22 protein-coding genes are annotated in these 25,285 nt (G+C 68.6%); 14 read left to right on the top strand and 8 right to left on the bottom strand.

The window, feature by feature from the left end:
- The 5 genes from NR101_RS01585 to NR101_RS01565 are packed head-to-tail and all read left to right on the top strand — an operon-like array spanning nt 1 to nt 4,561.
- Nucleotides 1-366: an STAS domain-containing protein gene (locus tag NR101_RS01585; protein WP_256774414.1), complete on the top strand. Its 366-nt coding sequence runs from the start codon at nt 1-3 to the stop codon at nt 364-366.
- Nucleotides 363-764, top strand: coding sequence for an anti-sigma regulatory factor (locus NR101_RS01580; protein WP_256774413.1), 402 nt, complete (start codon nt 363-365; stop codon nt 762-764). The genes NR101_RS01585 and NR101_RS01580 overlap by 4 nt, the downstream gene beginning before the upstream one ends.
- Entirely contained in the window at nt 755-1,771 is a 1,017-nt protein-coding gene (locus tag NR101_RS01575; protein ID WP_256774412.1) for an ATP-binding protein, read from the top strand. Before NR101_RS01580 ends, NR101_RS01575 begins: the two co-directional genes overlap by 10 nt.
- Nucleotides 1,768-2,628, top strand: a complete 861-nt coding sequence (locus NR101_RS01570) for an ATP-binding protein (RefSeq protein ID WP_256774411.1) — start codon at nt 1,768-1,770, stop codon at nt 2,626-2,628. Before NR101_RS01575 ends, NR101_RS01570 begins: the two co-directional genes overlap by 4 nt.
- Nucleotides 2,615-4,561 (top strand): hybrid sensor histidine kinase/response regulator, encoded by a 1,947-nt coding sequence (locus NR101_RS01565; protein ID WP_256774410.1) that lies wholly within the window; start codon nt 2,615-2,617, stop codon nt 4,559-4,561. The genes NR101_RS01570 and NR101_RS01565 overlap by 14 nt, the downstream gene beginning before the upstream one ends.
- A 56-nt stretch (nt 4,562-4,617) precedes the next feature.
- Here NR101_RS01565 and NR101_RS01560 read toward each other — a convergent pair whose 3' ends face one another.
- Nucleotides 4,618-5,577, bottom strand: a complete 960-nt coding sequence (locus tag NR101_RS01560) for a cation diffusion facilitator family transporter (protein ID WP_256774409.1) — start codon at nt 5,575-5,577, stop codon at nt 4,618-4,620.
- Nucleotides 5,578-5,726: 149 nt separating this feature from the next.
- On the opposite strand from NR101_RS01560, the gene NR101_RS01555 reads away from it, so the two are divergent.
- The 3 genes from NR101_RS01555 to NR101_RS01545 are packed head-to-tail and all read left to right on the top strand — an operon-like array spanning nt 5,727 to nt 7,737.
- Nucleotides 5,727-6,350, top strand: coding sequence for a sigma-70 family RNA polymerase sigma factor (locus tag NR101_RS01555; protein ID WP_256774408.1), 624 nt, complete (start codon nt 5,727-5,729; stop codon nt 6,348-6,350).
- Complete coding sequence (locus tag NR101_RS01550) at nt 6,347-7,039, top strand: ChrR family anti-sigma-E factor (RefSeq protein ID WP_256774407.1); 693 nt, start codon at nt 6,347-6,349, stop codon at nt 7,037-7,039. The genes NR101_RS01555 and NR101_RS01550 overlap by 4 nt, the downstream gene beginning before the upstream one ends.
- 26 nt (nt 7,040-7,065) lie before the next feature.
- Nucleotides 7,066-7,737: an NAD(P)H-binding protein gene (locus NR101_RS01545; RefSeq protein WP_256774406.1), complete on the top strand. Its 672-nt coding sequence runs from the start codon at nt 7,066-7,068 to the stop codon at nt 7,735-7,737.
- Nucleotides 7,738-7,772: 35 nt separating this feature from the next.
- Here NR101_RS01545 and NR101_RS01540 read toward each other — a convergent pair whose 3' ends face one another.
- On the bottom strand, nt 7,773-8,183 hold the full coding sequence (locus NR101_RS01540) for a response regulator (RefSeq protein ID WP_256774405.1): 411 nt from the start codon (nt 8,181-8,183) through the stop codon (nt 7,773-7,775).
- Between the two features lie 91 nt (nt 8,184-8,274).
- Nucleotides 8,275-9,018, bottom strand: a complete 744-nt coding sequence (locus tag NR101_RS01535) for an SOS response-associated peptidase family protein (RefSeq protein WP_256774404.1) — start codon at nt 9,016-9,018, stop codon at nt 8,275-8,277.
- A 99-nt stretch (nt 9,019-9,117) separates the two neighbouring features.
- Between NR101_RS01535 and NR101_RS01530 the strand changes: the two genes are divergently transcribed.
- Together NR101_RS01530 and NR101_RS01525 are read left to right on the top strand one after the other, a co-directional pair.
- A complete protein-coding gene (locus tag NR101_RS01530) occupies nt 9,118-9,912 on the top strand; it encodes an exodeoxyribonuclease III (RefSeq protein ID WP_256774403.1) in 795 nt (264 codons plus the stop codon).
- A gap of 96 nt (nt 9,913-10,008) precedes the next feature.
- Nucleotides 10,009-14,784 carry an ATP-dependent helicase gene (locus NR101_RS01525; protein ID WP_256774402.1) on the top strand — a complete coding sequence of 1,592 codons (4,776 nt, stop codon included), beginning with the start codon at nt 10,009-10,011 and terminating at the stop codon, nt 14,782-14,784.
- Between the two features lie 33 nt (nt 14,785-14,817).
- Here the strand turns inward: NR101_RS01525 and NR101_RS01520 are convergent, their stop codons facing one another.
- Nucleotides 14,818-16,326: an FAD-dependent monooxygenase gene (locus NR101_RS01520; protein WP_256774401.1), complete on the bottom strand. Its 1,509-nt coding sequence runs from the start codon at nt 16,324-16,326 to the stop codon at nt 14,818-14,820.
- Nucleotides 16,327-16,408: 82 nt separating this feature from the next.
- Between NR101_RS01520 and NR101_RS01515 the strand changes: the two genes are divergently transcribed.
- Nucleotides 16,409-17,047 carry a TetR/AcrR family transcriptional regulator gene (locus tag NR101_RS01515; protein WP_256774400.1) on the top strand — a complete coding sequence of 213 codons (639 nt, stop codon included), beginning with the start codon at nt 16,409-16,411 and terminating at the stop codon, nt 17,045-17,047.
- A 13-nt stretch (nt 17,048-17,060) separates the two neighbouring features.
- Here the strand turns inward: NR101_RS01515 and NR101_RS01510 are convergent, their stop codons facing one another.
- The 4 genes from NR101_RS01510 to NR101_RS01495 all read right to left on the bottom strand — a co-directional run bounded on the left by NR101_RS01510 (nt 17,061) and on the right by NR101_RS01495 (nt 22,545).
- Nucleotides 17,061-17,975, bottom strand: coding sequence for a DUF1173 domain-containing protein (locus NR101_RS01510; RefSeq protein WP_256774399.1), 915 nt, complete (start codon nt 17,973-17,975; stop codon nt 17,061-17,063).
- An 81-nt stretch (nt 17,976-18,056) separates the two neighbouring features.
- Entirely contained in the window at nt 18,057-20,795 is a 2,739-nt protein-coding gene (locus tag NR101_RS01505) for a UvrD-helicase domain-containing protein (protein WP_256774398.1), read from the bottom strand.
- A gap of 146 nt (nt 20,796-20,941) precedes the next feature.
- The gene (locus NR101_RS01500) at nt 20,942-22,162 is read right to left on the bottom strand and encodes an MFS transporter (RefSeq protein WP_256774397.1); all 1,221 of its coding nucleotides are present in this window, start codon (nt 22,160-22,162) and stop codon (nt 20,942-20,944) included.
- Nucleotides 22,163-22,329: 167 nt separating this feature from the next.
- Entirely contained in the window at nt 22,330-22,545 is a 216-nt protein-coding gene (locus NR101_RS01495; RefSeq protein ID WP_256774396.1) for a hypothetical protein, read from the bottom strand.
- Nucleotides 22,546-22,831: 286 nt separating this feature from the next.
- On the opposite strand from NR101_RS01495, the gene NR101_RS01490 reads away from it, so the two are divergent.
- The 3 genes from NR101_RS01490 to NR101_RS01480 all read left to right on the top strand — a co-directional run bounded on the left by NR101_RS01490 (nt 22,832) and on the right by NR101_RS01480 (nt 25,272).
- Nucleotides 22,832-23,359 (top strand): hypothetical protein, encoded by a 528-nt coding sequence (locus NR101_RS01490; RefSeq protein ID WP_256774395.1) that lies wholly within the window; start codon nt 22,832-22,834, stop codon nt 23,357-23,359.
- Between the two features lie 16 nt (nt 23,360-23,375).
- Entirely contained in the window at nt 23,376-24,881 is a 1,506-nt protein-coding gene (locus tag NR101_RS01485) for a DUF2235 domain-containing protein (RefSeq protein WP_256774394.1), read from the top strand.
- A 100-nt stretch (nt 24,882-24,981) separates the two neighbouring features.
- On the top strand, nt 24,982-25,272 hold the full coding sequence (locus tag NR101_RS01480) for a hypothetical protein (protein ID WP_256774393.1): 291 nt from the start codon (nt 24,982-24,984) through the stop codon (nt 25,270-25,272).
- Nucleotides 25,273-25,285: the final 13 nt, after the last annotated feature.

The following is a 25,285-nucleotide window of genomic DNA, read 5'->3' as shown; positions in this document are numbered from 1 at the left end:
ATGGAACGTATTCCGATTCTGCAGATGGGCGACCTGCTGCTGGTGACCATCCAGGTGGACATGCACGATCAGCTCGCGCTGACCCTGCAGGACGACCTCAGCGAGAAGATCCGACGCACCTCGGCGCGCGGCGTGCTGATCGATATTTCCGCGCTGGATATCGTCGACTCCTTCATCGGGCGCATGATTTCCACCATCTCCGCGATCGCGCGGATCATGGACGCCACCACGGTCGTGGTCGGCATGCAGCCGGCCGTTGCGATCACCCTGGTCGAACTGGGCCTGACCCTCAGCGGCGTGCGGACCGCGCTCAACGTCGAGCGCGGGATGAAGCTGCTGCAGCGCACCGATGACGACGCGCCATGACCGCGCCCAGTGGGACCCTGCCGATCCGCGTTGAACAGGACGTGGTGCTGGCGCGCCAGGCTGCGCGCCAGGTGGCCGTGGCCTGCAAGCTGCGCCTGATCGACCAGACCAAGCTGGTCACCGCCGCCAGCGAACTGGCGCGCAATGCCGTGATCTATGGCGGCGGTGGCACCATGGACTGGGAAATCCTCGAGAGTGGGCTGCGCAAGGGCGTGCGCCTGATCTTCGCCGACCAGGGCCCGGGCATTCCCGACCTGGCGCAGGCGCTGACCGATGGCTGGTCGTCCGGGTCCGGCATGGGCTTGGGCCTGTCCGGTTCGCGCCGGCTGGTGGACGAGTTCGAGCTGGAGAGTGCGCCCGGCGAAGGCACGCGCATCACGATCACCAAATGGACCTGAACTTCGCCGGCCAGGTGACGCGGGTGGTGGCGGTCGAAGAAACCTCGCAGGTAGGACAGGCCCGGCGCGAAGCGCTGGCGCTCGCCGAGCAGGCCGGTTTCGACGAAACCGATGCGGGCCGGGTTGCCCTGGTGGCCACCGAACTGGCCACCAATGTGATCAAGCACGGGCGGGGCGGGCGCATGCACCTGTCGCTGGTCTGCGGGCGCAGCGGCCTCGGTGTCGAGCTGTGCGCGATCGATGCGGGCCCGGGATTTTCACTGTCCCACTGCCTGCCCGATGGCTATTCCACGGGCGGTACCCAGGGCATCGGTCTGGGCGCGATCGCACGCCAGGCGACGCTGCTTGATGCCTGGTCCGATGCCAGGGGCGCGGTGATCGTGGCGCGGATCTATCCCGGCCGCGCGACGGCCGCCATCGATCTTCCGTACGGTGCGCTGCGCATTGCCATGCGTCATGAAGTGGCCTGTGGCGATGGCTGGCACCTACGCGCGCAAGGGCCGTCGGTGGCGGTCACGCTCATCGACGGTCTCGGCCACGGGCTGCAGGCGGCGGACGCCGCGCAGGCCGGGGTTGCTGGCGCTGCGCAGGCCACCAGCTTCGATGCGCCCGGCCTGATCGGCGCGTTGCATGCCGGCATGTCCGGCACCCGCGGTGGCGCGGCGGCGGTGGCCAGTATCGACACGCAGGCCGGCAGCATCCAGTTCGCGGGCATCGGCAACATTTCCGCCACGCTGTGCGAGCCGACCACCTCACGTGGCATGGCCTCCCACCCCGGCATCGTCGGGGTGCAGTTCCGTAAAGCCCAACCCTTTCAATTTCACGCACCCGCAGGCACGCTTCTGGTCATGCACAGCGATGGACTGCAGGCCCGTTGGAGCCTGCGTGACTACCCCGGCCTGTTCCACCGCCACCCCAGCGTGATCGTGGCGGTGTTGCAGCGCGATTTCGACCGTGGCCGCGACGACGTCGGCATCGTGGCCCTGCGTCCTGGAGACCTGCATTGACTACCGCCCCTGACCCGCACGAGCTGCAGACGTTGCGCCGGGAGGCCGACGCGCTGCGTGCCGAGCTGGAGGAGACCAACCAGGGGGTGCTGGCGCTGTATGCCGAACTGGACCAGCAGGCCGAGCAGCTGCGCGAGGTCTCCGAGCTGAAGAGCCGCTTCCTGTCGTACATGAGCCATGAGTTCCGCACGCCGCTGGGTTCGATCCTGAGCATGACCCGGCTGCTGGAAGACGGCATGGACGGCCCGCTCACCGACGAGCAGCGCCGCCAGGTGCGCTTCATCAGCGCCTCCACCAGCGAGCTGCGCGAGATGGTGGATGACCTGCTGGACCTGGCCAAGATCGAGGCCGGGCGCATCACGATTTCCCCGGCGTGGTTCGATCTGATGGACCTGTTCTCGGCGCTGCGCGGCATGTTCCGCCCGCTGGTGGAGGGCAACCAGGTCGACCTGGTGTTCGACGATCCGCCCGCGCTGCCGATGCTGTACACCGATGACAAAAAGCTGGCGCAGATCCTGCGCAACTACATTTCCAACGCCATGAAGTTCACCCCGAATGGCCAGGTGGTGGTTTCTGCGCGCCTGGAAGGCGAGCACTCGGTCCGCTTCAGCGTGCGCGATACCGGCATCGGCATTCCCGCCGAGCTGCAGTCCACCCTGTTCGAGGACTTCGTCCAGGTCGACACGCCGTTGCAGAAGCGTCTGCGCGGTACCGGGCTGGGGCTGTCGCTGTGCAAGCGCTTCGCCGAGTTGCTGGGAGGGCATGTGGGCGTGGACAGTGTGGTCGGCGAGGGCTCGGACTTCTATGTGATCCTGCCGCTCACGCTCGCCACGGAGGCTGCCGATGCCGCACTCTGACCGCATCCTCGTCGTGGACGACAACGTCGCCACCCGCTACGCGGTGCGCCGCGTGCTGGAGCACCATGGGTTCCGCGTCGAAGAAGCCGGTACCGGTGGCGAGGGACTGGCCAGGCTGGCCGCGCAGGACTTCGGCGCGCTTGTGCTGGATGTGAACCTTCCTGACATGAGTGGCTTTGACGTGGTGCGGCAACTGCGCGAGGACGCGCGCATGCGGCTGCTGCCGGTGGTGCACGTTTCGGCCGCGTCCATCGCCACCGGTGACCTGATCACCGGCCTGAACGCCGGTGCCGATGCCTACTTGATCCATCCGGTGGACCCGGACGTGCTGCTGGCCACGCTGCGCACGTTGCTGCGCGCCCGACGTTCCGAAGAAGCGCTGCGCGAGGCCGAGGCGCGGTTCGGCGAGATTTTCCGCCAGATCAATGCACCGATCGCCGTGCTGGATGCGTCCCTGCGCTCCCATGATGCCAACGATGCCTTCGTGCGCCTGCTTGGCATGGATGCCACCCAGCCGGGCGCGCTGGAATCGCTTCTGGACGAACAGGCCGCGCCCCTGGCTGCCCTGAAGGTCGCGCTGGCCGAAGGCGAGCGCTGGCAGGGCACCTTTACGCTGCGCGCAGGCGCCGACACCCGCATCACCGAATGGCGCGTGACGCCTTACCATGCACCCGGCCAGGGCCTGGTGCTGATCGAAGACACCACCGAACACCACGCGCGCGAGTCCGAGCAGCGCCAGGAGCTGGAAACCGCGACGTCGGAGCTGGCCTTCCAGATCGCCGAGCGCCAGCGCACCGAGGTCGAGCTGCTGCAGGCGCAGAAGATGGACTCGCTCGGCCAGCTTACCGGCGGCATCGCGCACGACTTCAACAACCTGCTGACCACGATCATCTCCGGCCTGGACATGATCGAGATGGCCGTCTCCAGTGGCAAATGGGACAAGGCCTCGCGGTATGTCGAGATCGCCACCGGCTCGGCCCACCGGGCGGCGGCGCTGACCCAGCGGATGCTGGCCTTTGCCCGCAAGCAGCCGCTGGACCCGCAGACCTTCGACGTGGTCGCGCGGATCCGTTCGCTGGAAGACATGCTGCTGCGCTCGATCGGCGAGAACATCGAGCTGGATCTGGAACTGGGGCCGCAGCCGATGGTGGCCGTCGCCGATCCGAACCAGTTCGAGAACGTGATCCTCAACCTGGTGATCAACGCGCGCGATGCGCTGGGCGGGCAGGGGCTGATCCGCATCCGCGCCGACCGTACCGAGATCGAGCGCGATCATGAGCTCGCGCCGGGTCATTACATCAGCGTCAAGGTCCTGGACAACGGCATCGGCATTCCGATGGAACTGCTGACCAAGGTGTTCGAGCCCTTCTTCACCACCAAGCCGCAGGGCGAGGGCACCGGGCTGGGCCTGTCGATGACCTACGGGTTCGCCCGCCAGTCCGGCGGCAGTGCGCGCATCGCCAGCGAGCGCGGCGAAGGTACCGAGATCGAGTTGCTGTTGCCCGAAGGCGAACTGGTCGGTATCGACGAACAGAAACCTGTTCCCAGCCAGGTCCCACGCGGCAGCGCCGAGCGCATCCTGCTGGTGGACGATACCGATTCGGTGCGGATGATGGTGCGCGAAATGCTGGTCGAGGCCGGTTACCAGGTGGTCGAGGCGATCAACGCGCAGCAGGCCCTGCTGGAGCTGCATTCGACCCGCGAGGTGGACCTGCTGCTCTCCGACGTGGGCCTGCCGGGCATGAACGGGCGCGAGCTGGCCGATGCCGCGCGCGTGTTGCGGCCGCATCTGCCGGTGCTGTTCGTCACCGGGTATACCGAGGGCGCGGCGGTGCGCAACGAGTTCCTCGGCACGGGCATGTCGCTGCTGCCCAAACCGTTCAGCGTGATCGAACTGCTGCGCAGCGTGCGCCAGATGTTCGCGCCGGCCTGAGCGGCCCCGCGCGGACTGGCCCACCTGCGCTGCAGGGGGCCGCGGGCCGCAACGGGTCAGGGGCTCGGCTTGGGTTCGCCCAGTTCCGCCCGCCGCGCCCGGAACACCTCCGGCGTCTGCGGCTTGATGAACAGCGCCACCAGCTCCGGGTATTCCTGCTTTACCGCCTTTTCGATCCGGGTGATGCACGCCTCGATCTGCGGGGTGGTCCGGTCGTCCTCGAATTCGGCACTGAGCATCGCCACCACCTGGTCCGGACCCATCTGCATGGTGGTGACGCCGTTGGCGTTGCGCAGGTCCGGGTCGGTGTTGGCTACCGCCAGGATGCGCTTGGCCACGCTGGGGTGGGCCGGTTCGCCGACCAGCAGGCCCTTGGTTTCGCGCGCCAGCAGGAAGGCGGTCACCGCCAGCACCCCGGCGATGCACAGCGAGGCCACGCCATCGAGGATGGGCATGTCCAGCAGCTGCGCGGCCACCAGGCCGATCAAGGCAAACCCCAGGCCGAGCAGGGCAGCGCTGTCTTCCAGCAGCACGGTGAACGTGGTCGGGTCCTTGCTGCGCCGGAAGGCTTCGAAGTAACCCAGCGTGCCCTTGGTGGCGCGGAACTCGCGCAGGGCGATCCACCAGGAGGTGCCTTCGAACACGATGGAGACACCCAGCACCGTGTAGCTGATCAGGTGGTTGGTGGCCGGCTCGGGGTTGCGGATGTGCTGGATGCCCTCATACGCCGAGACGCCCGCGCCGGCGGCGAACACCAGCAGGGCCACGATGAAGCTCCAGAAGTACAGCTCGCGCCCGTAGCCGAACGGATGCACGGTATCGGGCTTCTGCTCGGAGCGGCGCAGGCCGTACAACAGCAGCAGCTCGTTGATGGTATCCACCAGCGAGTGCACGCCCTCGCTGAGCATCGCCGAGCTGCCCGACAGCCCGGCGGCGACGAACTTGGCGATGGCGATACAGAGGTTGCCGGCAAGCGCGGCATAGATGACAAGACGGGAGCCGGACGGCTTGGCCATGGCGGGGGAAGGGTGGGAGGGGGAGGCACATGATCCCCAAGCGCCCGTACCGGCGGCGTGCAGGGCGGAAATGGGCGCGGCGTTGCATCCAATCGGCCCGCTGGCCCGTACACCCCATGCCTCCCTACACACGGCGTCATCCACCGCAGATGTATCGTCAACCCGACCCGCCGCCCTTTTCCTTCGACGCCGCCCGTATCGTGTCCGTTTCCGCCCAGCCCACCGGCGTGCTTCCCGACTGGACCCAGGACATGGAGGGCGTGGCGCGGCTGCGTGACCGCGAGTGCTTCATCCGCATCTACGACCATTTCATGCCCCGCCTGTGCATCTACCTGCGTGGCCGTGGCGCCCCGGACGGCACGGCCGAGGAACTGGCGCAGGAAAGCCTGCTGCGGCTCTGGCTGAACGCGGCCGACTTCGACGCCTCGCGCAGCGCGCTCAGCACCTGGCTGTACCGCATCGCGCGCAACCTGCACATCGACCGCTTCCGCAGCGAGCGGGGCTGGCTGCAGGCCCAGGAGGCGGTCGAAAATGCGGCCCTGGATGATCCGCCCGAGCGCACCTCCGCCGAGCAGTTCGCCGACCACGCGCGCCTGCGCCAGCGGATCAACGAGCTGCCGGCGATCCAGGCACGGCTGGTGCGGATGTCGCATTTCGAAGCCAAAAGCCACAGCGAGATCGCCCAGGCGCTGGGCATGCCGCTGGGCACGGTCAAATCCCACCTGCGTCGGGCCTTCCTGCAGTTGCAGTCCAGCGTCGGGAGTGCGCCATGAATCCCCGCCACCACCTGCATGAATCGACGTTGATGAGCTACGCCGCCGGCGCCTTGCCGACCGCGCTCAGTGTCGTGGCCAGCACGCACCTGGAAAGCTGCGCGCATTGCCGGCACGTGTTGCGTGACGCCGAGGCCATCGGCGCGGCCTTGCTGGACCAGACCCAACCGGCATCGCCCAGCGCGCGCCAGGCGGCATTGCGCGAGGCGATGCTGGCGCAGCTGGACAGCGAGGATGTGCCGGACGATCCGGTGCGCGAACTGCGTCCGCCGACCGCGTCGGCACCGCCACGTGGTTCCGCGCAGGCCCATCCCGATGCGCTCCCGGTCTCCCTGCATCCGTATTTCGGTCCCTCGCTGCGCGACGTGCGCTGGCGCTGGATCGCGCCCGGCGTGCACTGCATCCGCGCCGCCGACATGCCGTCGTTGATCATGCTGCGCATCGCCCCGGGCAAGTGCCTGCCGATGCACAGCCACGGCCAGAGCGAGCTTACCCAGATCCTGCGCGGCGCCTACAACGACGCATTGGGCATCTTCGGCCCAGGGGACATGGCCGACCTGGATGAAGACGTCGAGCATCAGCCGGTGACAGCACCGGGTGCGCCGTGCATCTGCGTGTCGGCGCTGGATGCGCCGCTGCGTTTCAGCGGCTGGTTGGCGCGCAGCATGCAGCGTTTCGTGAAACTCTAGCGTTCAGCCTTGCCAAGGATCCCCCCATGCCCGCCACCTCCCGCCTTGATGTTCTGATGACCGGTGCCAGCGGACTGGTCGGGCAAGGCGTGCTGCGCGCCTGCCTGGCCGCAGCGGATGTCCAGCGCGTGACGGCGTTGGTCCGCCGCAGCGGTGCGGTGGCGGACGGCGTGGAAGAAATCGTGCTGCCTGATTTCCTCCACGCCGACGCCATCGGCGATCAGCTCGCCGGCTTCGATGCCTGTTTCTACTGTGCCGGCGCGCCGCCGATCGGCACGCCCGAGCCGGAGTACCGCGCGGTCACCCTGGAGGCGACCTTGGCCGTGGCCCGGGCGTGGGCGGCGGCCAATCCGCAGGGCCGTTTCTTCTACGTCTCCGGGGCCCACGCCAATCCGGACAGTGTCTTCATGCCGCTGCGGATCAAGGGTGAAACCGAGCGGGCACTGGCCAGCCTGCCGATCCGCACCGTGATGCTGCGTCCAGGCGGCGTGCGCCCCGTGGCCGGCACCGGCACGCGTCACGGGATGCTCAAGCCGCTGTATCGCTTTGGCGGGCCGCTGATGAAGCTGGCCGCGCAGGTCACGCCGTCGCTGATGACCAGCAACGCTACCCTCGGGCGCGCGATGATCGAACTGGCACGGATGCCGCATCCGCCGGCAGTGGTGGAGTGTGCGGACATCAACCGGCTGGGCCACTGAGCAGAGGGCCGCGCTGAAAGCAGGCCTTGCTGGGTCTACTCCGCCGCCTTGCCGAACGGCGGCCCACTGCGCCCGCGTTGCACGGCGTCTTCAACCCGCGCCACCAGTTCCTCGATGTTGAACGGCTTGCCGACGAACGGCGTGCCCTGATGCTGCTTGGGCACCATCTGGAAATAGACCGCCGAGGCGAACAGGAAGGGAGTGCCCAGCGCGGCGAGTTTGTCGGCGACCGGGAAGACCGGACCATCGCGCAGTTCGATATCCAGCACTGCGGCATCGAAATGCTGGTAGGACAACGTGCTGAGGGCATCGGTCACCGAGTCGGCCGGCACCACTTCATAACCGGCTTCGGTGAGCACTTCGACGAACAGCTTGGACAGCTGGGCCTCATCTTCCACTACCAGGATGAGGCTGCGGGATGCGGGGGATTTCGGACTGCCGTTCATGACATTTGGATCGGTTGGGCAGTTGATCGTCTTCCTTTGCGTGTCAACGCGATGCCAACTGGCACTACGGTTTCGTTGACATCCCCGTGGGTCATTCCTCCAGATCGTCCTCATCCAGTGCATCGCCGTCCCACGCGCTGGACCCCTTGTCGGCCGCATCCGCGTCAGGGTCGACCGGTTCCAGCAGCGTGTAGTCGTCGCGACCGGGATCGCGGAACGCGCGGCTCACCGGATAGGCTTCCAGTGGCGGCGTGGTGGAGCGTGCGCGCAGCGCCGCCGCCGTCGGCAGCGCGCCGGCCAGCCAATCCATGGCCACTCTTCCGGCCATGAATACCGGGCCGTCCGGCGTCAGCGGTGCGGGGATGGCGGTATTGGGCGCGGTCAGCACGGTGAAGCTGTCGATCTGGTCGCCATCGGGGTGTTCCCAGTGCTCCCACATCCCCGCGGCCAGCAGTGCCAGCCCGTCCGTGCGCTGCACGAACATCGGCCACGGCGGTTTGCGCTGGCGATCCCACTTGTAATAGCCGGTCATGGCGATCACGCACGGCCGCTGCTGCCAGGCCTGGGCGAAGATGCGGCTCCTGGCGGCGCGGTCCAGTCGCGCGGTCACGGTGGTGTAGGGCGTGGCCGGTTCCTTGGACCAGCGCGGGATCAGTCCCCAGCGCATGTCGGCCGGGACGATGCTGCCATCGCCATCACGCGCGATGACCGTGGCCACGTCGTTCTTGCCGATGTTGTAGCGGTCCGGTGCGTCGGCCAGCGCCGTGGCCAGCGAGCCCGGAAGGCCGCGGGGCAGGGAATCGGCATCGGCAATGGCTTGGGCGAAGCGGCGCATGCCCAAAGGGTACGGCGGCCGTTGTGAGCCGCCGGTCAGTGTGACGCGCCGCTGACGTGGCCGGGCGTCTAATCACGGCATGGCCGACAGGAGCCCGTGATGCCGCGCAGAAAGACACTCAAACTGGCCACCTACAACGTCAATGGGATCGGCAACCGGTTGCCACAGTTGCTGGCATGGCTGGAACGGGAGGCGCCGGACGTGGTCGCGCTGCAGGAACTCAAGGCGGTGGACAGCGCATTTCCCGCTGCCCAACTGGAGGCGGCCGGCTACGGCGCGATCTGGCTGGGCGAAAGCCGCTGGAACGGGGTCGCGCTGTTGGGCCGGGGCGTGACCCCGGTGGAGAGCCGGCGTCGCCTGCCGGGCGAACCGGCCGACACGCAGAGCCGCTACATCGAGGCTGCCGTGCACGGCATCGTGGTTGCCGGCATCTACCTGCCCAACGGCAATCCGCAGCCCGGGCCGAAATTCGACTACAAGCTGCGCTGGATGGAGCGACTGATCAAACATGCCAGCACCCTGGTCGCACTGCCGCACCCGGTGGCGATTCTGGGCGACTTCAACGTCATCCCCACCGATGACGACGTGTACGACCCCAAATCCTGGCGCAAGGATGCGTTGATCCAGCCGGAATCCCGCGCCGCCTTCGAGCGGCTGCTGGCCCAGGGCTGGACCGACGCGTTGCGCCACTGTCATCCCGACGAACGCATCTACACATTCTGGGATTACTTTCGCCAGCATGCCGAGCGCGATCGCGGGCTGCGCATCGACCACGTGCTGCTCAACGCTGTCCTTGCCGCCCACCTGCAGGACGCGGGGGTGGACCGCTGGGTGCGGCTGCAGGACAAGGCCAGCGACCACGCGCCCACCTGGGTGGTGGTCAAGGCGCCATGACGCAGCGGATGCTGCGGTGCAGGCGGCGATGAACCTGACGCGCTGTCGTTTCGCCGATGCAGCGCTGTGCGCGCGCGGGTGGTTACAGTAGGCATCATGCCCAGCTCTCCGCCACCTGCAGCGCGCTCACTGGATGCGTTCGCGCCTGCCACGCGCGCCTGGTTCGCCGCCGCGTTCGACGCGCCCACGCCGGTGCAGACGCATGCATGGGCGGCGATCGGCGCGGGCGCGCATACACTGGTGATCGCGCCAACCGGGTCGGGCAAGACACTGGCGGCCTTCCTGCACGCCATCGACCAGCTGTTCGGTGAGCGCCAACACACACCCGACGACGCACCCGCCGGAACGCGCGTGCTGTATATCTCGCCGATCAAGGCGCTGGGCGCCGACGTGCAGCGCAACCTGCAGATTCCCCTGCTGGGCGTCAATGCCGAACGCGAGCGGCGCGGCGATCCGGCGCTGACGCTTTCGGTCGGCATCCGCAGCGGCGACACCCCGGCCGCCGACCGCGCCAGACTCGTGCGTCGTCCTCCGGACATCCTGATCACCACGCCGGAATCGCTGTTCCTGATGCTGACCTCCAAGGCGCGGGAAACGCTGCGCACCGTGCATACCGTGATCATCGATGAAATCCACGCGGTGGCGGGCACCAAGCGCGGCACCCACCTGGCCCTGAGCCTGGAACGCCTGGACGCGCTTCTGCCGGAAGCGGCGCAGCGTATCGGGCTGTCGGCCACCGTGCGGCCGGTGGAGCAGGTCGCCGACTTCCTCGGCGGTGATCGCCCCGTCACCGTGGTGAATCCTCCCTCGACCCGCCAGCTGGACGTGCGCATCGTGGTGCCGGTCGAAGACATGGCCGACATCCCCGCACGTGCCGGCGACGAAGCGTCCGGCCGGGTCGGTTCGATCTGGCCGCATGTGGAAGCCAGCATCCTCGACCAGGTCCTGCAACGGCGCTCCACCATCGTGTTCGCCAACTCGCGCGGCGTGGCCGAGAAGCTCACGGCGCGGCTCAATGAGCTGTATGCCGAACGGATGGCGCGCGATCCTGCCTTGCAGCGCGACCCGCCAACCGCCGCGGACGGCGCGCAACTGTCCGCCCACTACGCATCCTCCAACGGCGGCACCAGCGGCCGCTCGACAGGCGCCGATGCGCTGATCGCGCGCTCGCACCATGGGTCGGTGTCCAAGGAACAGCGCCGTGACATCGAGCAGGCGTTGAAGTCCGGTGAACTGCGCTGCGTGGTGGCCACCTCCAGTCTGGAGCTGGGCATCGACATGGGCCTGGTCGATCTGGTCATCCAGGTTGCCGCGCCGCCGTCGGTGGCCAGCGCCCTGCAGCGGGTCGGGCGTGCCAGCCACCAGGTGGGCGGCGTTTCCACCGGCCTGGTGTATCCGCGCACGCGGCGTGACCTGATCGACGCCACCGTGGCCATCGAAGGCATGCTGGCCGGTCGTATCGAAGCGGTCGATCCGCCGCGCAATCCGCTGGATGTACTGGCGCAGCAAACCGTCGCCGCCGCTGCCATGGACACGCTGGATGTGGACGCCTGGTATGCCAGCGTGCGGCGCGCGGCGCCGTACCGCACGCTGCCGCGCAGCGCCTTCGATGCGACCCTGGACATGCTCGCCGGTCGCTATCCGTCCGACGACTTCGCCGGCTTCCGTCCGCGGCTGGTCTGGAACCGCGAGACCGGCGAACTGAGCGCGCGCCCCGGGGCCAAGCAGCTGGCGGTCACCAGCGGCGGCACCATTCCCGACCGTGGCATGTTCAGCGTGATGCTGCCCGAAGGCGAAGAGCGCGCCGGCTCGCGTCGCGTCGGCGAGCTGGACGAGGAAATGGTCCACGAATCGCGGGTCAACGACGTGATCACCCTCGGCGCGACTTCCTGGCGCATCGAACAGATCACCCATGACCAGGTGGTGGTGACGCCCGCGCCGGGTCGCTCGGCACGGCTGCCGTTCTGGCGCGGCGAAGGCGTGGGACGGCCAGCGGAACTGGGCGCGGCGGTCGGGGCATTCCTGGGGGCACTGGATGCCAACGCCGGCGAAAAAGACATTGCGCCCGCGCTGCTCACGCGGTTGCAGGCCAGCGGTCTGGCCAGCAATGCGATCGCCAACATGCTGGGCCTGGTCGGGCAACAGCGTGCTGCCACCGGCCTGCTGCCCACCGACCGCCGCTTGGTGGTGGAACGATGTCGCGATGAATCCGGGGACTTGCGGGTGATGCTGCATTCGCCATATGGCCGGCGCGTGCACGATCCGTGGGCATTGGCACTGGCCGGGCGCATCCGCGAGCGCTGGGGCGTGGATCCCGCGGTGGTGGCCAGCGACGACGGCATCATCGCGCGCATCCCCGATTCCACCGGGCGCCTCCCGGGCGCGGAACTGTTCTTGTTCGATCCCGTACAACTGCGCAGTGAGGTGGCCCGTGCCGTCGGCGGCTCGGCGTTGTTCGCCGCGCGTTTCCGCGAGTGTGCGGCGCGTGCGCTGCTGCTGCCGCGACGCACGCCGGGCCGGCGCTCGCCGCTGTGGCAGCAGCGCCTGCGGGCCGGCGAGCTGCTGGCCATCGCGCAGCGCTATCCGGACTTCCCGATCCTGATCGAGGCCGCGCGCGAGTGCCTGCAGGACGTCTACGATCTGGATGCCCTGGCCGCGCTGATGCAGCGCCTGGCCGAAGGCGGCATCGAGATGGCCGAGGTCACTACCGAGGTCCCATCGCCGTTCGCGGCGAACCTGCTGTTCGGCTACGTCGCCGAGTTCATGTACGGTACCGATGTGCCGCTGGCCGAACGCCGCGCGTCGGTGCTGTCGCTGGACAGCGGTCTGCTTGCCGATCTGCTGGGGCAGGTGGACCTGGGCGAGCTGCTGGATGCGACGGTGGTTCAACAGGTGGGCGAAGAACTGCAACGCCGCGCGCCGGGCCGGCGAGCGAAGGGCAAGGAGGGCGTTGCGGACCTGCTGCGCGAGCTGGGACCGTTGTCGGCCGCCGGCGTGGCTGCGCGCCTCAGCGATGACACCCCCGATGCCGACGCTTACCTGCAGGCGCTTGAACGCGAACGGCGTGCCATCCGCATCGCGCTGGCCGGCGTCGAACACTGGGCCGCCATTGAAGATGCCACGCGCCTGCGCGATGCGCTCGGGGTGAGGCTACCCGACGCGCTGCCGGAGGTGTTCCTGCAGCCATCGCCGGATCCGCTGGGCGAGCTGCTCGCCCGCTACGCGCGCCGCCATGCTCCCTTCACCACCGCCGAGGCGGCCGCGGCGTTCGGGCTCGGCGTGGTCGTCGCGGACGCGGCGCTGGACCGATTGGAGGCGCAGGGCAGCGTACTGAAAGGCACCTTCGGCGTGGCCCGGCGATGGCACGCCGCGGCCGATGCGCCGGCCGACCTGCTGCCGCTGGCCCGCCACGAGTGGGTGGGCGAAGACGTGCTGCGGCGGCTGCGCATGCGCTCGTTGCAGGCCGCACGCGAGGCCACCCGGCCGGTGCCAGGTGACGCGTATGCGTTGCTGCTGCTGGAACGGCATGGCCTGGTAAGCGATGCGGCGCCGCTCGCACGGGTCGCGCCCGCGTCTACCGGCGGTGCACTGGAAGGCATCGATGGCGTGGCGCGGGTGATCGAACTGCTGGCCGGCGTTCCTGCACCCGCCTCGGTCTGGGAAAGCCAGATCCTGCCCGCGCGTGTCCGCGACTACACGCCCGCCCTGCTGGACGAACTGCTCGCCACCGGCACGGTGGTCTGGTCCGGCCACGGCCGGTTGGGCGAGGACGACGGGCTGGTATCGCTGCACCTGCAGGAATACGCCTTCGAGACGTTGCCCGCCGTGCCTGCGCCTGCCGAGCGCTCGCCGTTGCAGCAGACGATCCTGCAGGTGCTCGCCGAAGGTGGGGCGTACTTCGCGCGCCAGCTCGCCGCCGCCGTGCAGGCGCGGTTGACCGCCGACGACAACACACTGCCTGCGGTCGGCGCGCTGAGTCCCGATGCGTTGCACACCGCGCTGTGGGAGCTGGTCTGGATGGGGTATCTCACCACCGATATCTGGACCCCGTTGCGCGGCCTGGCCGGGATACGCCCGCCACGGCCGCGGGCGGTCCGGACCTCGCGCCGAAGCACGCGCGTCCGCGGCATCCCGATGGGCGATCCGGCCATCACCGCCAGCGGACTGCTTCCTGCCGCAGCGGCCTTCACCGCACCGACGCTGGCTGGCCGCTGGTCACTGCTGCATCGGGACGCCACCAGCGACACCGTGCGCGCGGTGGCACTGGCCGAAGGGCTGCTGGACCGCCACGGCATCGTCACCCGCGGTGCTGCCGTCGCCGAGGGTATCGTCGGCGGTTTCCTCGCGTTGCAGCAGGTCTATCGAGGCATGGAGGATGCCGGCCGCGTGCTGCGCGGCCGCTTCGTGGACAAACTCGGCGGGGCGCAGTTCGCCGAACGTACTACGGTGGACCGGCTGCGCGGCATCGCCGACGCGCTGCAGGCGGGGCGCCCCAGCGTTGCCGTTGCGCTGTCCGTCGTGGATCCGGCCAACCCGTTCGGCACCGTGCTGCCGTGGCCGGCGCATGCGGCCGCGCTACGTCCGGTGCGCCGTGGTGGCGCGCTCGTGGTCATCGTTGGCGGCCGCCTGCAGATGTACCTGGCGCAGGGCGGCCGTCAGCTGCTGACGTGGTTCGACGCGGACGCATCGACAGATGCAGCGTCGCTCGCGTTGGCATCGAGCGCGCTTGCCACGGCGCTCGGCCGCGTTCGTCGAACCAGTTTCACCCTCGACCTGATCAACGACGCACCGGTGGCACGCGATCCGCTCACCGAGGCGCTGCGCGCTGCTGGTTTCCGCAGCGACCCCAAGGGCCTGCGCTGGGAAGGGTGAGTCCCCAGCGCGGCGGAGGCGGAACGGGCCCCGCTACGCCTGTTGCTTCCAAACGCGGCGCAACACCTGTTCCACATCGGTGCCGGCTGTGGACGCATCGCTTACCCAGCCCACCACGCCATCGGGTCGCACCAGCACTGCGCTCAGCCCGAAGGTTTCCGCCGCCGCGGTGCCCAGGTAGTCGATGCGTTCCGACCAGGCATCGCCGATGGCCTGCAGCGTCCGCTGCGCCGTGAAGTCCAGCAGCAGGGCGTTGCCGGTCCGAAGCCGCTCGTCCACCCGGCTGCCATCCTGCAACGCGAACGCCGGCACGCTCCGCCCCACCAGGGGGTGCGTATCACCGAGCGCCAGCCGTAGCCCGGCACCCGACACCCGCTCGGCAAAATAGCTCGCGCCATCGCGCGTATCGATCAGGTCGCGCAGGATCGCCTCCAGCGCGCGCGAACTCGCGCTGGGCCGCATCAGCGCCACCTGCGCGCGCGACCAGTCCAGCACCTGTGCGCCGATCGGATGGCGCTCGCCGGTATAGCTGTCGAGCAGTCCGTCGGCGGCATCGCCGCGAATCGTCGCCGCCAACTTCCAGCCCAGGTTCATCGCATCGCCCAGCCCGAGGTTGAGGCCCTGTCCACCGAGCGGCGCATGCACGTGCGCGGCGTCGCCGGCCAGCAGTACGCGGCCGCTGCGGTAGGTGGCCGCCTGGCAGGCGCGGTCGGTCCACGTGGTGGCCAGGCGCAGCTCGCTCACGCTGACATCGGTGCAGGACACGTGACGCAGCACGTTCTGCACATGCTCGCGCGTCAGCGGCTGGCGGTGGTGGGCGCCGCCATCGAACGCCACCATGCCAATCGTGCCCGGTGCGGCAAAGGTGTATATGCCGGTGGCGGTGTAATGGCGGCCCGGCGGCAGGAGAGGCGGGTCGGTCAGCACCACGTCCAGCGAGTAGCCGGTGAACTCCGGTTCGGTGCCGACAAAGGCGATGCCGGTCGCCTTGCGCACGGTGCTGCGCCCGCCATCGCAGCCCACCAGCCAGCGTCCGTCGAAACGCTGGTTGCCGACGTTTACGGTGACGCCCTCGCTCGATGCATGTACGGCATCCACGCCAGCGCCGCGCAGCATCGTCACGCCCAATACGGCCGCGCGTTCGGCCAGCACGGTTTCCAGCGACTGCATGTCCACCATCATGGCGGTGGCGACGGCGCCAGGCAGCCGATAGGGCCAGCGGCTGGTATCGACCCGATCCTGGTAGTACTGGATACCCGCGAAATGACCGGCGGGACGGCGTGGCTGCGCGGCCCAGTGCGCCGCCGCAGGGTGGTCGCGCGGTGGCTGCAGCGCGGCAAGCGCATCCAGCAGGCCACGCCGGTCCAGCGCCTCGATACTCGGCACCGACAACCCGCGCATGCCAAAGGGCAGACACTTGAGGGCAGCGCGGGGGTCTGGCGCACGTTCCAGCACCAGCACCGATACACCGCCCAGTCGCAGTTCGCAGGCCAGCAGCAAGCCGACCGGGCCGGCCCCGGCGATGATGACGTCATGGATCACGGGAATTCCTCGAAGACGCGCCGCCCGGGCAGGTATCCGTCCAGTGCTGGCGTCAAAAGTACACTGAGTGTAAATTAGGCCCATGAACGACAGCCTGTCAACGCCGCCCGGCCTGCGTGAGCGCAAGAAGGCCGACACCCGCCTGATGATTTCAAACGTTGCCACGCGGTTGTTCATTGCGCGGGGTTTCGAGGCGGTCTCGGTGGACGAGGTCGCCGTCGCGGCCGGGGTATCGCGAAAGACCGTGTTCAACTATTTCCCGCGCAAGGAAGACCTGGTCTTCGATCGCGAGGAGGAGGGGCGGGCCCTGGTGCGCGATGCGATCGCTGCGCGCGGGCCGCAGTCCCCCGTGCACGCCTTCCAGGACCTGATGCGCCGTTTGCAGCAGAGCGGCCATCCGCTGCTGCGCATCTCCGGGCAGCCGGTGGCGTTCTGGTCCGCGGTGGCCGCCAGTCCGGCGCTGACCGCGCGCGCCCGGGAACTCCAGGTGACCCTCGCCGATGAACTGGCCGCATTGCTGGCCGGCGCCATTGGCAGGCCACCGCAGGATCCACAGGCGCGGCTTGCCGCCACGATGCTGATGGGCACGCTGGTGGTGGCCTACACCGATGCCTTGACCGCCGTGGCGGACGGTCGCTCGCCCGAAAGCGCGCTCACCGCCGTGATCGAACGCGGCTTCTGCGGTGTGGATGCGGCTCTGGCCGGTACCCCTCTGGTCTGACCGTAGCGGCCGATCAGTAAACCGTTGCCAGCTGGAACCGGGAAGAGGGCCGCAGCGACAGCTTGTAGGTCACATTGGTGATCGTCCGGCGCGGGTCGGTCGGGTGCGGTCGGGTCGAGGTGCTGGTCCTGCCGTGTCGCCACAACCCGACCATGATGATCTCCGCCCCCACCGGGAACGTCTGCAGCCACGCCGCATCGTCGTGGCCGACGCTGACTTCAACGAACTCCCGCCGATCCATGACGCCGCTCTGCTGGTACTTCGGCGCGCAGTTCAGGAAGGTGGCCCCCTGGGCGGCATCGCCCTGGGCCGCCCGATGCGAGCGGACCGTGCCAACCAGTGCCAGCGGCACGTCGTTGGACGCCGCGTCCAGGCGGTGCCAGGCCGCGTCGTAGCGCTCCTGGTCGTAGAAAAAGTTCTCCCAGGCCACTTTCTTCTTGCCCAGCCGCAGCACGACCTGCGAGGCGATCAGGTCGTCGCTCCCGCACATCGCGCGCACGGCGAGCAGATCGGCGAGGGTATGCAGGTGGCCATCCAGTCGCGCATCGGTGGCACCGCGTTTCAATCCCTGGTGCAGGCCCAGCAGGCGCAGCTCGTGCTTGCCGTCGTCCTGCGGCTGTACGAAATCCGGATCGGACACGCTCGCCAGCAGCGCCGCCAGCCGACCGGGGGCGTTGTAGCGGCAGCCCGGCACGTGTTCGGCGCCCTTGTCCAGGGTGATGTAGCCCGGCATCTCGACCACGGCGTGGCGGTCCGTGCCGCGTTGCGTGTGCGCAGGGACAAACCGGACCGGCACCCCGCAGCCTTGGCCATCGCACAACAGCGTCGGCAGGGTCTGACCGGTCTCGTGCCGCTTCTGCAGCGCGTCCAGCCCGTGTACCGCGCCCTGGCTGCCGACCGCACTGCGCATTTTGATTCCGCCACTCATCTGTAACCACTGCACCACCGGAGGAGCTACATGGTAGTCCTCCGCCACCGAACCTGAGCGGTATGACGCCTGCGCCCGGGCTCAGCGCGCCGTCGCGTGGCCGGGGCGCAACGTGGTCGCTTGCCGTGGCTTGTACTGGCAGCGCGGATAGCCCGAACACGACTGGAACGTCCCGTAGGCCCCACTGCGCTGCACGATCACTCCGCCGTCGCAAGCCGGGCAGGGCTGTTCCTGGATCGGCTGTCCGGCGAGCGAGGTCACCGTCACCGCGCCGTCCTCGATCAATTCGCCAAGGAACGACGAGCGTTTTCCGCGCACGGTGAACATCGCCACCGTACGTCGCGCCCGGGTCAGTGCCACATAGAACAGCCGGCGTTCTTCGCCCAGCGGCCAGGTGTCGGCCTGTGGCATGGCCAGGGTCAGCACCGGATCATCGGCGCGGGTACTGGGGAAGCTGCGCTCCAGCATGGCCGGCAGGATCACGATATCGGCCTCGGCGCCCTTGGCACGATGTGCAGTCAGGAAGCGAACGTCCATGTGCTGCCCGAAGCGCGCCTGCCAATCCGACGGCACGAACGCGCGATCGGCGTTGTAACGGCCCAGCACGAACACCGACAACCTGCCGTTCCGGCCCGGCGCGCGCTCGCCGCTGAGCAGCTGGCGCTGCAGCTGCTGCAGATACTGGCCGACCGCATCCTGGAGCTGGTCGCGGTGGGTGACCTGGAATGCCTGCAGCACCGGACCCTGCGCGGGGGTGTGCGAACGCACCTGCTTGCGGATCTGCGCCGGATTCCTGGAGATGAACCGGCTGGAGACATCGCACAGCGCCTGCGGGCAGCGGAAGGTCTGTTGCAGCTGCAGCACCTGGCCCTGCCCGAACCACGCCACGAAGCCGGTCATCATCGACACGTCGGCGCCGGCGAAGCGGTTGATCGACTGCCAGTCATCGCCCACCGCGAACAGGTGCCGCCCCGGTGCCTGCACCAGCGCCCGGCACAGCCGCGCCCGTGCGCGCGAGGCGTCCTGGAACTCATCGGCCATCACCAGTTCGTACGGGGGCTGGTAATGCCCCTGTTCCACGTACGCCGCAGCTTGGTTGAGCATGTCCTCGAAATCGATCGCGTGCTCGGCGGCCAGCGCAGCGTCCCAGGCCTGCAGGATCGGCGTGGCCAGCTGCAAAAACAGGCGGTGCCGGTGCTTGAACTGGTCCTCGGGCATCGCGCGCAGGCGCTGCGCCATGTCGGCCATCGACAGCCCGTTGCTCTTGGCGTGGCTGATGAAGGTGCGCACCAGCGCAATCAGTTCCGCATCGGGCATCGGCCGGGCGCCACCGTCGGGCAGCTCCCGGTCCGGATTGGGGTCCAGCACGATGCCCCGCTGCGACAACGCCTGGCCCAGTTCGGTGAACAACGCACCGCTGCGCAGTTGCTGCGAGGTGGTCTGGAGCTGATCGGCATGGGACCGTTGGACAGCCGCACCGTCGTGGCGATCGGCATCCAGCGCCAGATGTGCATGCGACACGCCGATGGTGGGGTACTGGAACGCCGGCGGATGGGCGCGGTACGCATCGGCGACCGGGTCGAACGCGCCCTGGCGCTCGTACCGGTATGGCACGCCGTTGTAGAACAGCCAGTCGGCGATCACGCATTCCTCGATGCCGCGTACGCGCTCACCGTTGAGCGTCTGCAGGAACGGCGTGCCGTCGGCTTCCCAGCCATCGGCGGGCGAGACCTCGCCCTGCGCGGGCAGATCACGCCCGAACACCAGCCGGAACATGTCCCATTGCGTGCGGAACGGCAGCGACCGGTCTTTCAGTACGTCCACCAGGTCGGCCAGTTTATGGAAACCCTGGGTCGCATCCACCGCCCATGCCGGCACCTCGGGCATGCGCCCGCTGGCCTTGCCGATGATCTGCCGGCCCAGCGCATGGAAGGTCCGGGCCTCCACGCGGACCCCGTCCATCCCCAGGCGTTGCAGGGCTGCGTCGCTACGCTGCTGCAATTCGGCGGCCGCTTCCTGGTTGAAGGCGAGCATCACGATCCGTTCCGGCGCGACCAGCCCACGGTCGATCGCGTAGGCCGCCTTGGCCACCATCGTGGCGGTCTTGCCCGAACCGGCTGCGGCCACCACCTGCACGCGGTTGTCGAAACACACCACCGCACGGCGCTGCTCACCGGTGAGCGGCTGCCGCTCCACGCGGTCGAGCAGGTCGCCGCTGTAGTCCAGCTCGCGTTGCAGGTGGGCTTCGTTGCGCGCTGCCCAGAGCGCCGGCCAGTCGGCGCCGTAGCGGAGCAGCTCCGCTTCGATCCGTGACGGCTCGCCCTGCAGCTGCGCGCGCAACTGCGGATCGTCGAACACCGCCCACAGCGCGTCGTCGTCCAGCGGCAGGTCAGGCTGACGCCGCAGCAACGCCTGTTGCTGCTCATGGGTGAACCAGCGACCCTGCGCATCGGCCTGGTCGAGCGCCGCGTCGGCCTGCGCCAGCCACGCACGGATCGCCAGCAGCGACGCATCGGCATCCAGCAGTTGCTCATTCTGCGCGCGCGCCTGCTCAAGGGCGGCGAGCGCGGCGCGCAACGAACGCGCCTGCGCATTGGGCAGGCCATCCAGCGGCAGCGCATCGGGCTGCCCCGGGAACAGGATCACGCGTGTCCACAACACGCCGCGACGCAGCTGCACCGAGGGCGGTGCGGTGATCGGCACTGGCAGCACCCGGTCATCCACCTGCAGCTCGATCTGCGCGCCAGCCAGGCGCAGTTGCCACTGCGGCGTGCGCGTGAAGCGACGACCCCAGTGCGAAGGGGTCCAGAGCTGGGTCATCAAGGGTTCCAGAAAGCGGCCGGCACCCTGCGGTGCGGCGGTGGGTCAGCCCCCAATGATAGGAAAATCCCGCACCGTGCGCTCAGATTTCATGGGCAAGCGCCCGACCCACCGGTAGCGCCGACCCAGGGTCGGCTGCCTTCGGCTCAGGAGCGGCAGGCCGGCGCCGCGTTCGCACGCGACTGCCGGTCCACCAGCACCGCCACGCCCCACAGCAGCAGGCCGCCCAGTGCGGTGGCCGCACCGACGTAACCGGTCGTTGCCGGGCTGAAGCCGGCCCCGATCGCCATGCCACCCAGCCACGGTCCCAGTGCGTTGGCGGTATTGAACGCCGCATGATTGGAGGCGGCTGCAAGCGTCTGCGCCTCACCGGCCACATCCATCAACCGGGTCTGCAGCACCGCGGCCAGCGCGCCCATCGTGCCCACCGCGATGATCATCGGGAACAGGCTCCACACCGACTGCGCGGCCATCGGGTAGGCCAGCAGCACCACGATCGACCACAGCAGCACCACTGCCGCGGCCCGGAAATGGAACTTGTCCACCAGCCAGCCGCCCGCGACATTGCCGATGATCGCGCCAACGCCGAAGATGCCCACTGCCAGCGGCATCCACGACTCGGCCAGGCCGGTCACCTGGACCAGGGTCGGGGCAAGATAGGTGAACACACAGAACATGCCGGCGAAGCCGACCGAGCCGATCGCCAGCGCCAGCCACACCTGGGGCCGGTTGAAGGCGCGCAGCTCGCGCATCGGCGAGGTCCGCACCTCATCCGGGTCGGGCAGCAGGAAGCGCGCGATCATCACCACCGTGGCGATGGCAAGGACGCTCACCAGGGCGAAGGCGGTGCGCCAGCTCAACTGCTGTCCGAGCCAGGTGGTCAGCGGATTGCCGACCAGGATCGCCACCGACAGGCCGAGCAGCACCTTGGACATTGCCGCGCCGCGCTGCGCCGGCGGGCTGATCGCTGCGGCCACCAGCATCGCCACGCCGAAGTAGGCACCGTGCGGCAGACCGGCCACGAAGCGGGCCAGCAGCATCGTGCTGTAGTTCGGGGCCAGCGCGCTGGCCAGGTTGCCCACCGCGTAGAAGGCCATCAGGGCCAGCAGCAGGCTGCGCCGCGCATAGCCGGCGCCGGCGAAGGCCAGCACCGGGGCGCCGACCACCACGCCGATGGCATAGGCGCTGATCAAATGACCGACCTGCGTCTCGCTGATCGACAACCCGCGGCTGATCTCCAGCATCAGGCCCATGCTGGCGAACTCGCTCGTCCCGATGGCAAAACCCCCCAGCGACAGGGCCAGCAGGATGAAAGTGCGTTGACGCGGGGTCAGGCGCGCGGCCAAGGGAACGGGGGAGGGGCTCATACGGGCGGAATGTGGGACAGGTTCGGTCGGCTATTGTACTGCTGCGCCGCAGCATGAGCGCTGTGCACCATGGAATGCTGTGGTCCGCCCGCCCTGAAGCGGCCCCCAGCGCGAGGAGCGCGCGGGCGCAGCGCTGCGTCCACCGGCTGCCGCCGCGGCCGAGGGGCTCAGGGATAGCGCCGGGCCAGCGGGATCGGCGTGGCCTCGGGCGCCTCCGGAATCTGGGCGCGTGGCCCGTAGGCAAGCAGTTCGTTGGTCCTTTTCTGCTCGGCCAGGATCTCCCGCAACAGCCCCTTGATCCCGAACACCGCGAACGGCACCAGCAGCCAGATGACCGCCATCACTCCCATCAACAGTCCCCACAACAGGCTCGCGGTCTGCATAGGTGCTCCTTCCCTGACGTCGATGCGGAGCAACCCTCCGCGCAACCTGCAAGCCTAGCCGGTGGAGATGGCAGTTTGCAGCACCACAGGGTGTCGCCCGGCCAGAGTTGCACTTGACGTGACACCGCCGCTAGGCTGGGTCCGGTCGCGCCGTGTCTCCGGTGCGGCCAGGCACGCTCCTTCCAGCTGGGGTCCTTGCATGCGTTCGTTGCCCCAGGCAGGTCCTTTCCGGCGGTCGCTGCTGATCGCCCTGGTCGTTTTTCTTGCCGCAGGATGCCAATCCACCATGAGTTCCCCGGCCCAGGCCGCGACATCGCCCCCGGCGGCAGGCAACAGCGTCCCGCTGCGCTTTGTCCAGCACAACGTCGACGCGCACTGCTATGACACGCTCACCTGCAGTGTGGTCTACGCAGACGATGAGCTCACCCGCAGCCACCTCGACACCCCCTCGCCAGCGGCCACCGATGGCCACCGCGATCGCTGGGGGTTTGCCAGCCACATCGGCGTGCGCAACTTCCCGCCGCCGGCGCAGCTGCGCTGGACGTCCAAAGATGGCAGCCAGCATCAGGCAGAGGTGGACATCGGCGCGATCTTCGCCGACCAGAAGGTGCTGCACCGCGTGCCGGGGGAGGAGATCCCTGACGGTGCCTTCGTCGGCCCGGCCGGCGAGCCCAGCATCTTCATTGAAGTGGACGACCGCACCGTGCGGGTGTTCATGAAAATGTTCATTCCCACCCGCAGCTTGCAGGTGGCGGGCAACCCGGACAGTGACTTCCGCGCCGATCTGATCGAAGCGTGGCACCGGACCTACTAAAGCACGGGGCAGGGATATGCCAGACGACAAACATGGAATCGGCCGCGACGGCCTGCGCGAGGATGGGGTATCGCATTACCCGGCCGACGCCGCCCGGCTGCAGAGCTACACCGACGCCCGCCGGGCATTGGGCACCCTGCAGGTGCCTGTCCTGCTGCACGTCGGTGATCCCCATGAACGCCTGTATGTCGCCGCCTTCGACGGCACCGGCAGCGACGCCGACAAGGATCCCGGGCATGCCACCAACGTGGCCCGTATCCGCGACCAGGTCCAGGCGCTCAACGAATCGGGGCAGACCCAGGTGCGCGCCGGCTACGTCGCCGGCCCCGGCACCCAGGACAACCTGATCGACCGTGCCTGGGATGGCGCCCGCGGCCACACCTACGACGAGCGCCTGGAGCAGATGTACCGGCAGTTCATCGAGCAGGCCAAGCAGTGGCGTGCCGACGATCCGCAGGTGCAGATCCGCGTCGCCGACATCGGCTTCAGCCGCGGTGCCGAGCAGGCGGCCGGCTTCGCCCGGCTGGTGCACGAGCGTGGCATCCAGGACCCCTCCGGCGCGCGCTACACCCGCGATTCGCACGGCCAGATCACCGACGTGCAGTACACCCGGCCGCCGCTGGTGGCACCCGGGCAGGTCGCCCAGGCGGTGGGCCTGTTCGACCCGGTGGGGACCGGCGAGCCGGCGCGCGACCACGACCGGCGCCTGCCCCCGTCAGTGCTGTCCGGCCTGCAGATCATTGCCGACGACGAACGCCGCGGCCTGTTCCGCTCCACCCACATCATCGACCCCGGCCTGTCCGCCGACGGTCGCTTCCTGGGCGTCAGCGTCGCCGGCGCACACGTGGACATCGGCGGCGGCTACCACCGCGACGGCCTCGGGATCCGTAGTGGCAACCTGATGGTCGACTATCTCAACGGCCTCAGTGACACGCCCCTGCTGCAACGTAAGGCGGAACCGGATGACCCACGTCTCACTGTGGTGCACCGTTCGGAGGAGGGGGCACTGCTTTATCGGCTCGGGTCCAAGGTCGACCGCAGCACGCCGGATGGCTACATCGAACGGCTGGTGCCCAAGGGGCAGGTCGACAAGGTCGAAGACCCCTACAACGCCGAAGCGGTCGATCCGCACCTGCGTGCACGCTTCCCATCGCGGGCCGTACCGATTGCGGCCGGGCAGGACCAGCCGGTTGCGGCGGTGCCGCCGGGTCCGGGACATCCGGATCGTGCGCTGTACGCTGCCATTCGCGACAGGCTACCGTCCTCGGTGTCCGACGAACAAGTCATGCATGCCACGGTCCTGGCCAAGGAGAGCGGCGTCACTGCCATCGACCGCCTCCAGGCCCAGATCCATGACGGCCACGCATTCGTCTCACAGACCTTTCCGCCGGGCTACCGGATCAGCATGGATCTGTCAGAAGCCGTGCCAGACCTGGCGACATCACTGCAGCGATCCCACGCGTTGGATGCTGCCTTGCTCCCCCCATCCGACGCGCCGTCCCACCGCGAGTTCTCCCGATGAGCGGCGCCGACGGAGTTCACAGATTGGGGCAGCCCCTGCCAATCTTCACATGGCCTTCATCAGATTTTTCTGATTGGCATCACGTGCTGCTTCGCTTAGCATGCGCGCCAAGGTCCTTGGCCGGGGAGCATCGCTGATGGTCGAGTATCCGCATCCACTGCAGTCCAGAGGGCGCTATCAACTGGTGGCCCTGACAAATTCACCGGTGTACAGTCCGGCGGATGTGTTCGGCTTCGCCGTGCTCACCTCTGAAGGCGCCAGGATCACCGAGGTCGTGTCGCTCGACGATGCGCACAGTCAGTGGGAGCGGTTGCTGGCGAAGGATGAAGCGGTAAGCGTGGAAGACGAAATCGTAGAAAAGCGCACGACATCGCGAAAGCGTCGGCGCTAGTCGTAGCGTCCTT

The organism is Stenotrophomonas sp. Ste86 (assembly GCF_024519465.1).
Taxonomy (GTDB): domain Bacteria; phylum Pseudomonadota; class Gammaproteobacteria; order Xanthomonadales; family Xanthomonadaceae; genus Stenotrophomonas.
This window is presented reverse-complemented; position numbering and strand designations above follow the sequence as displayed.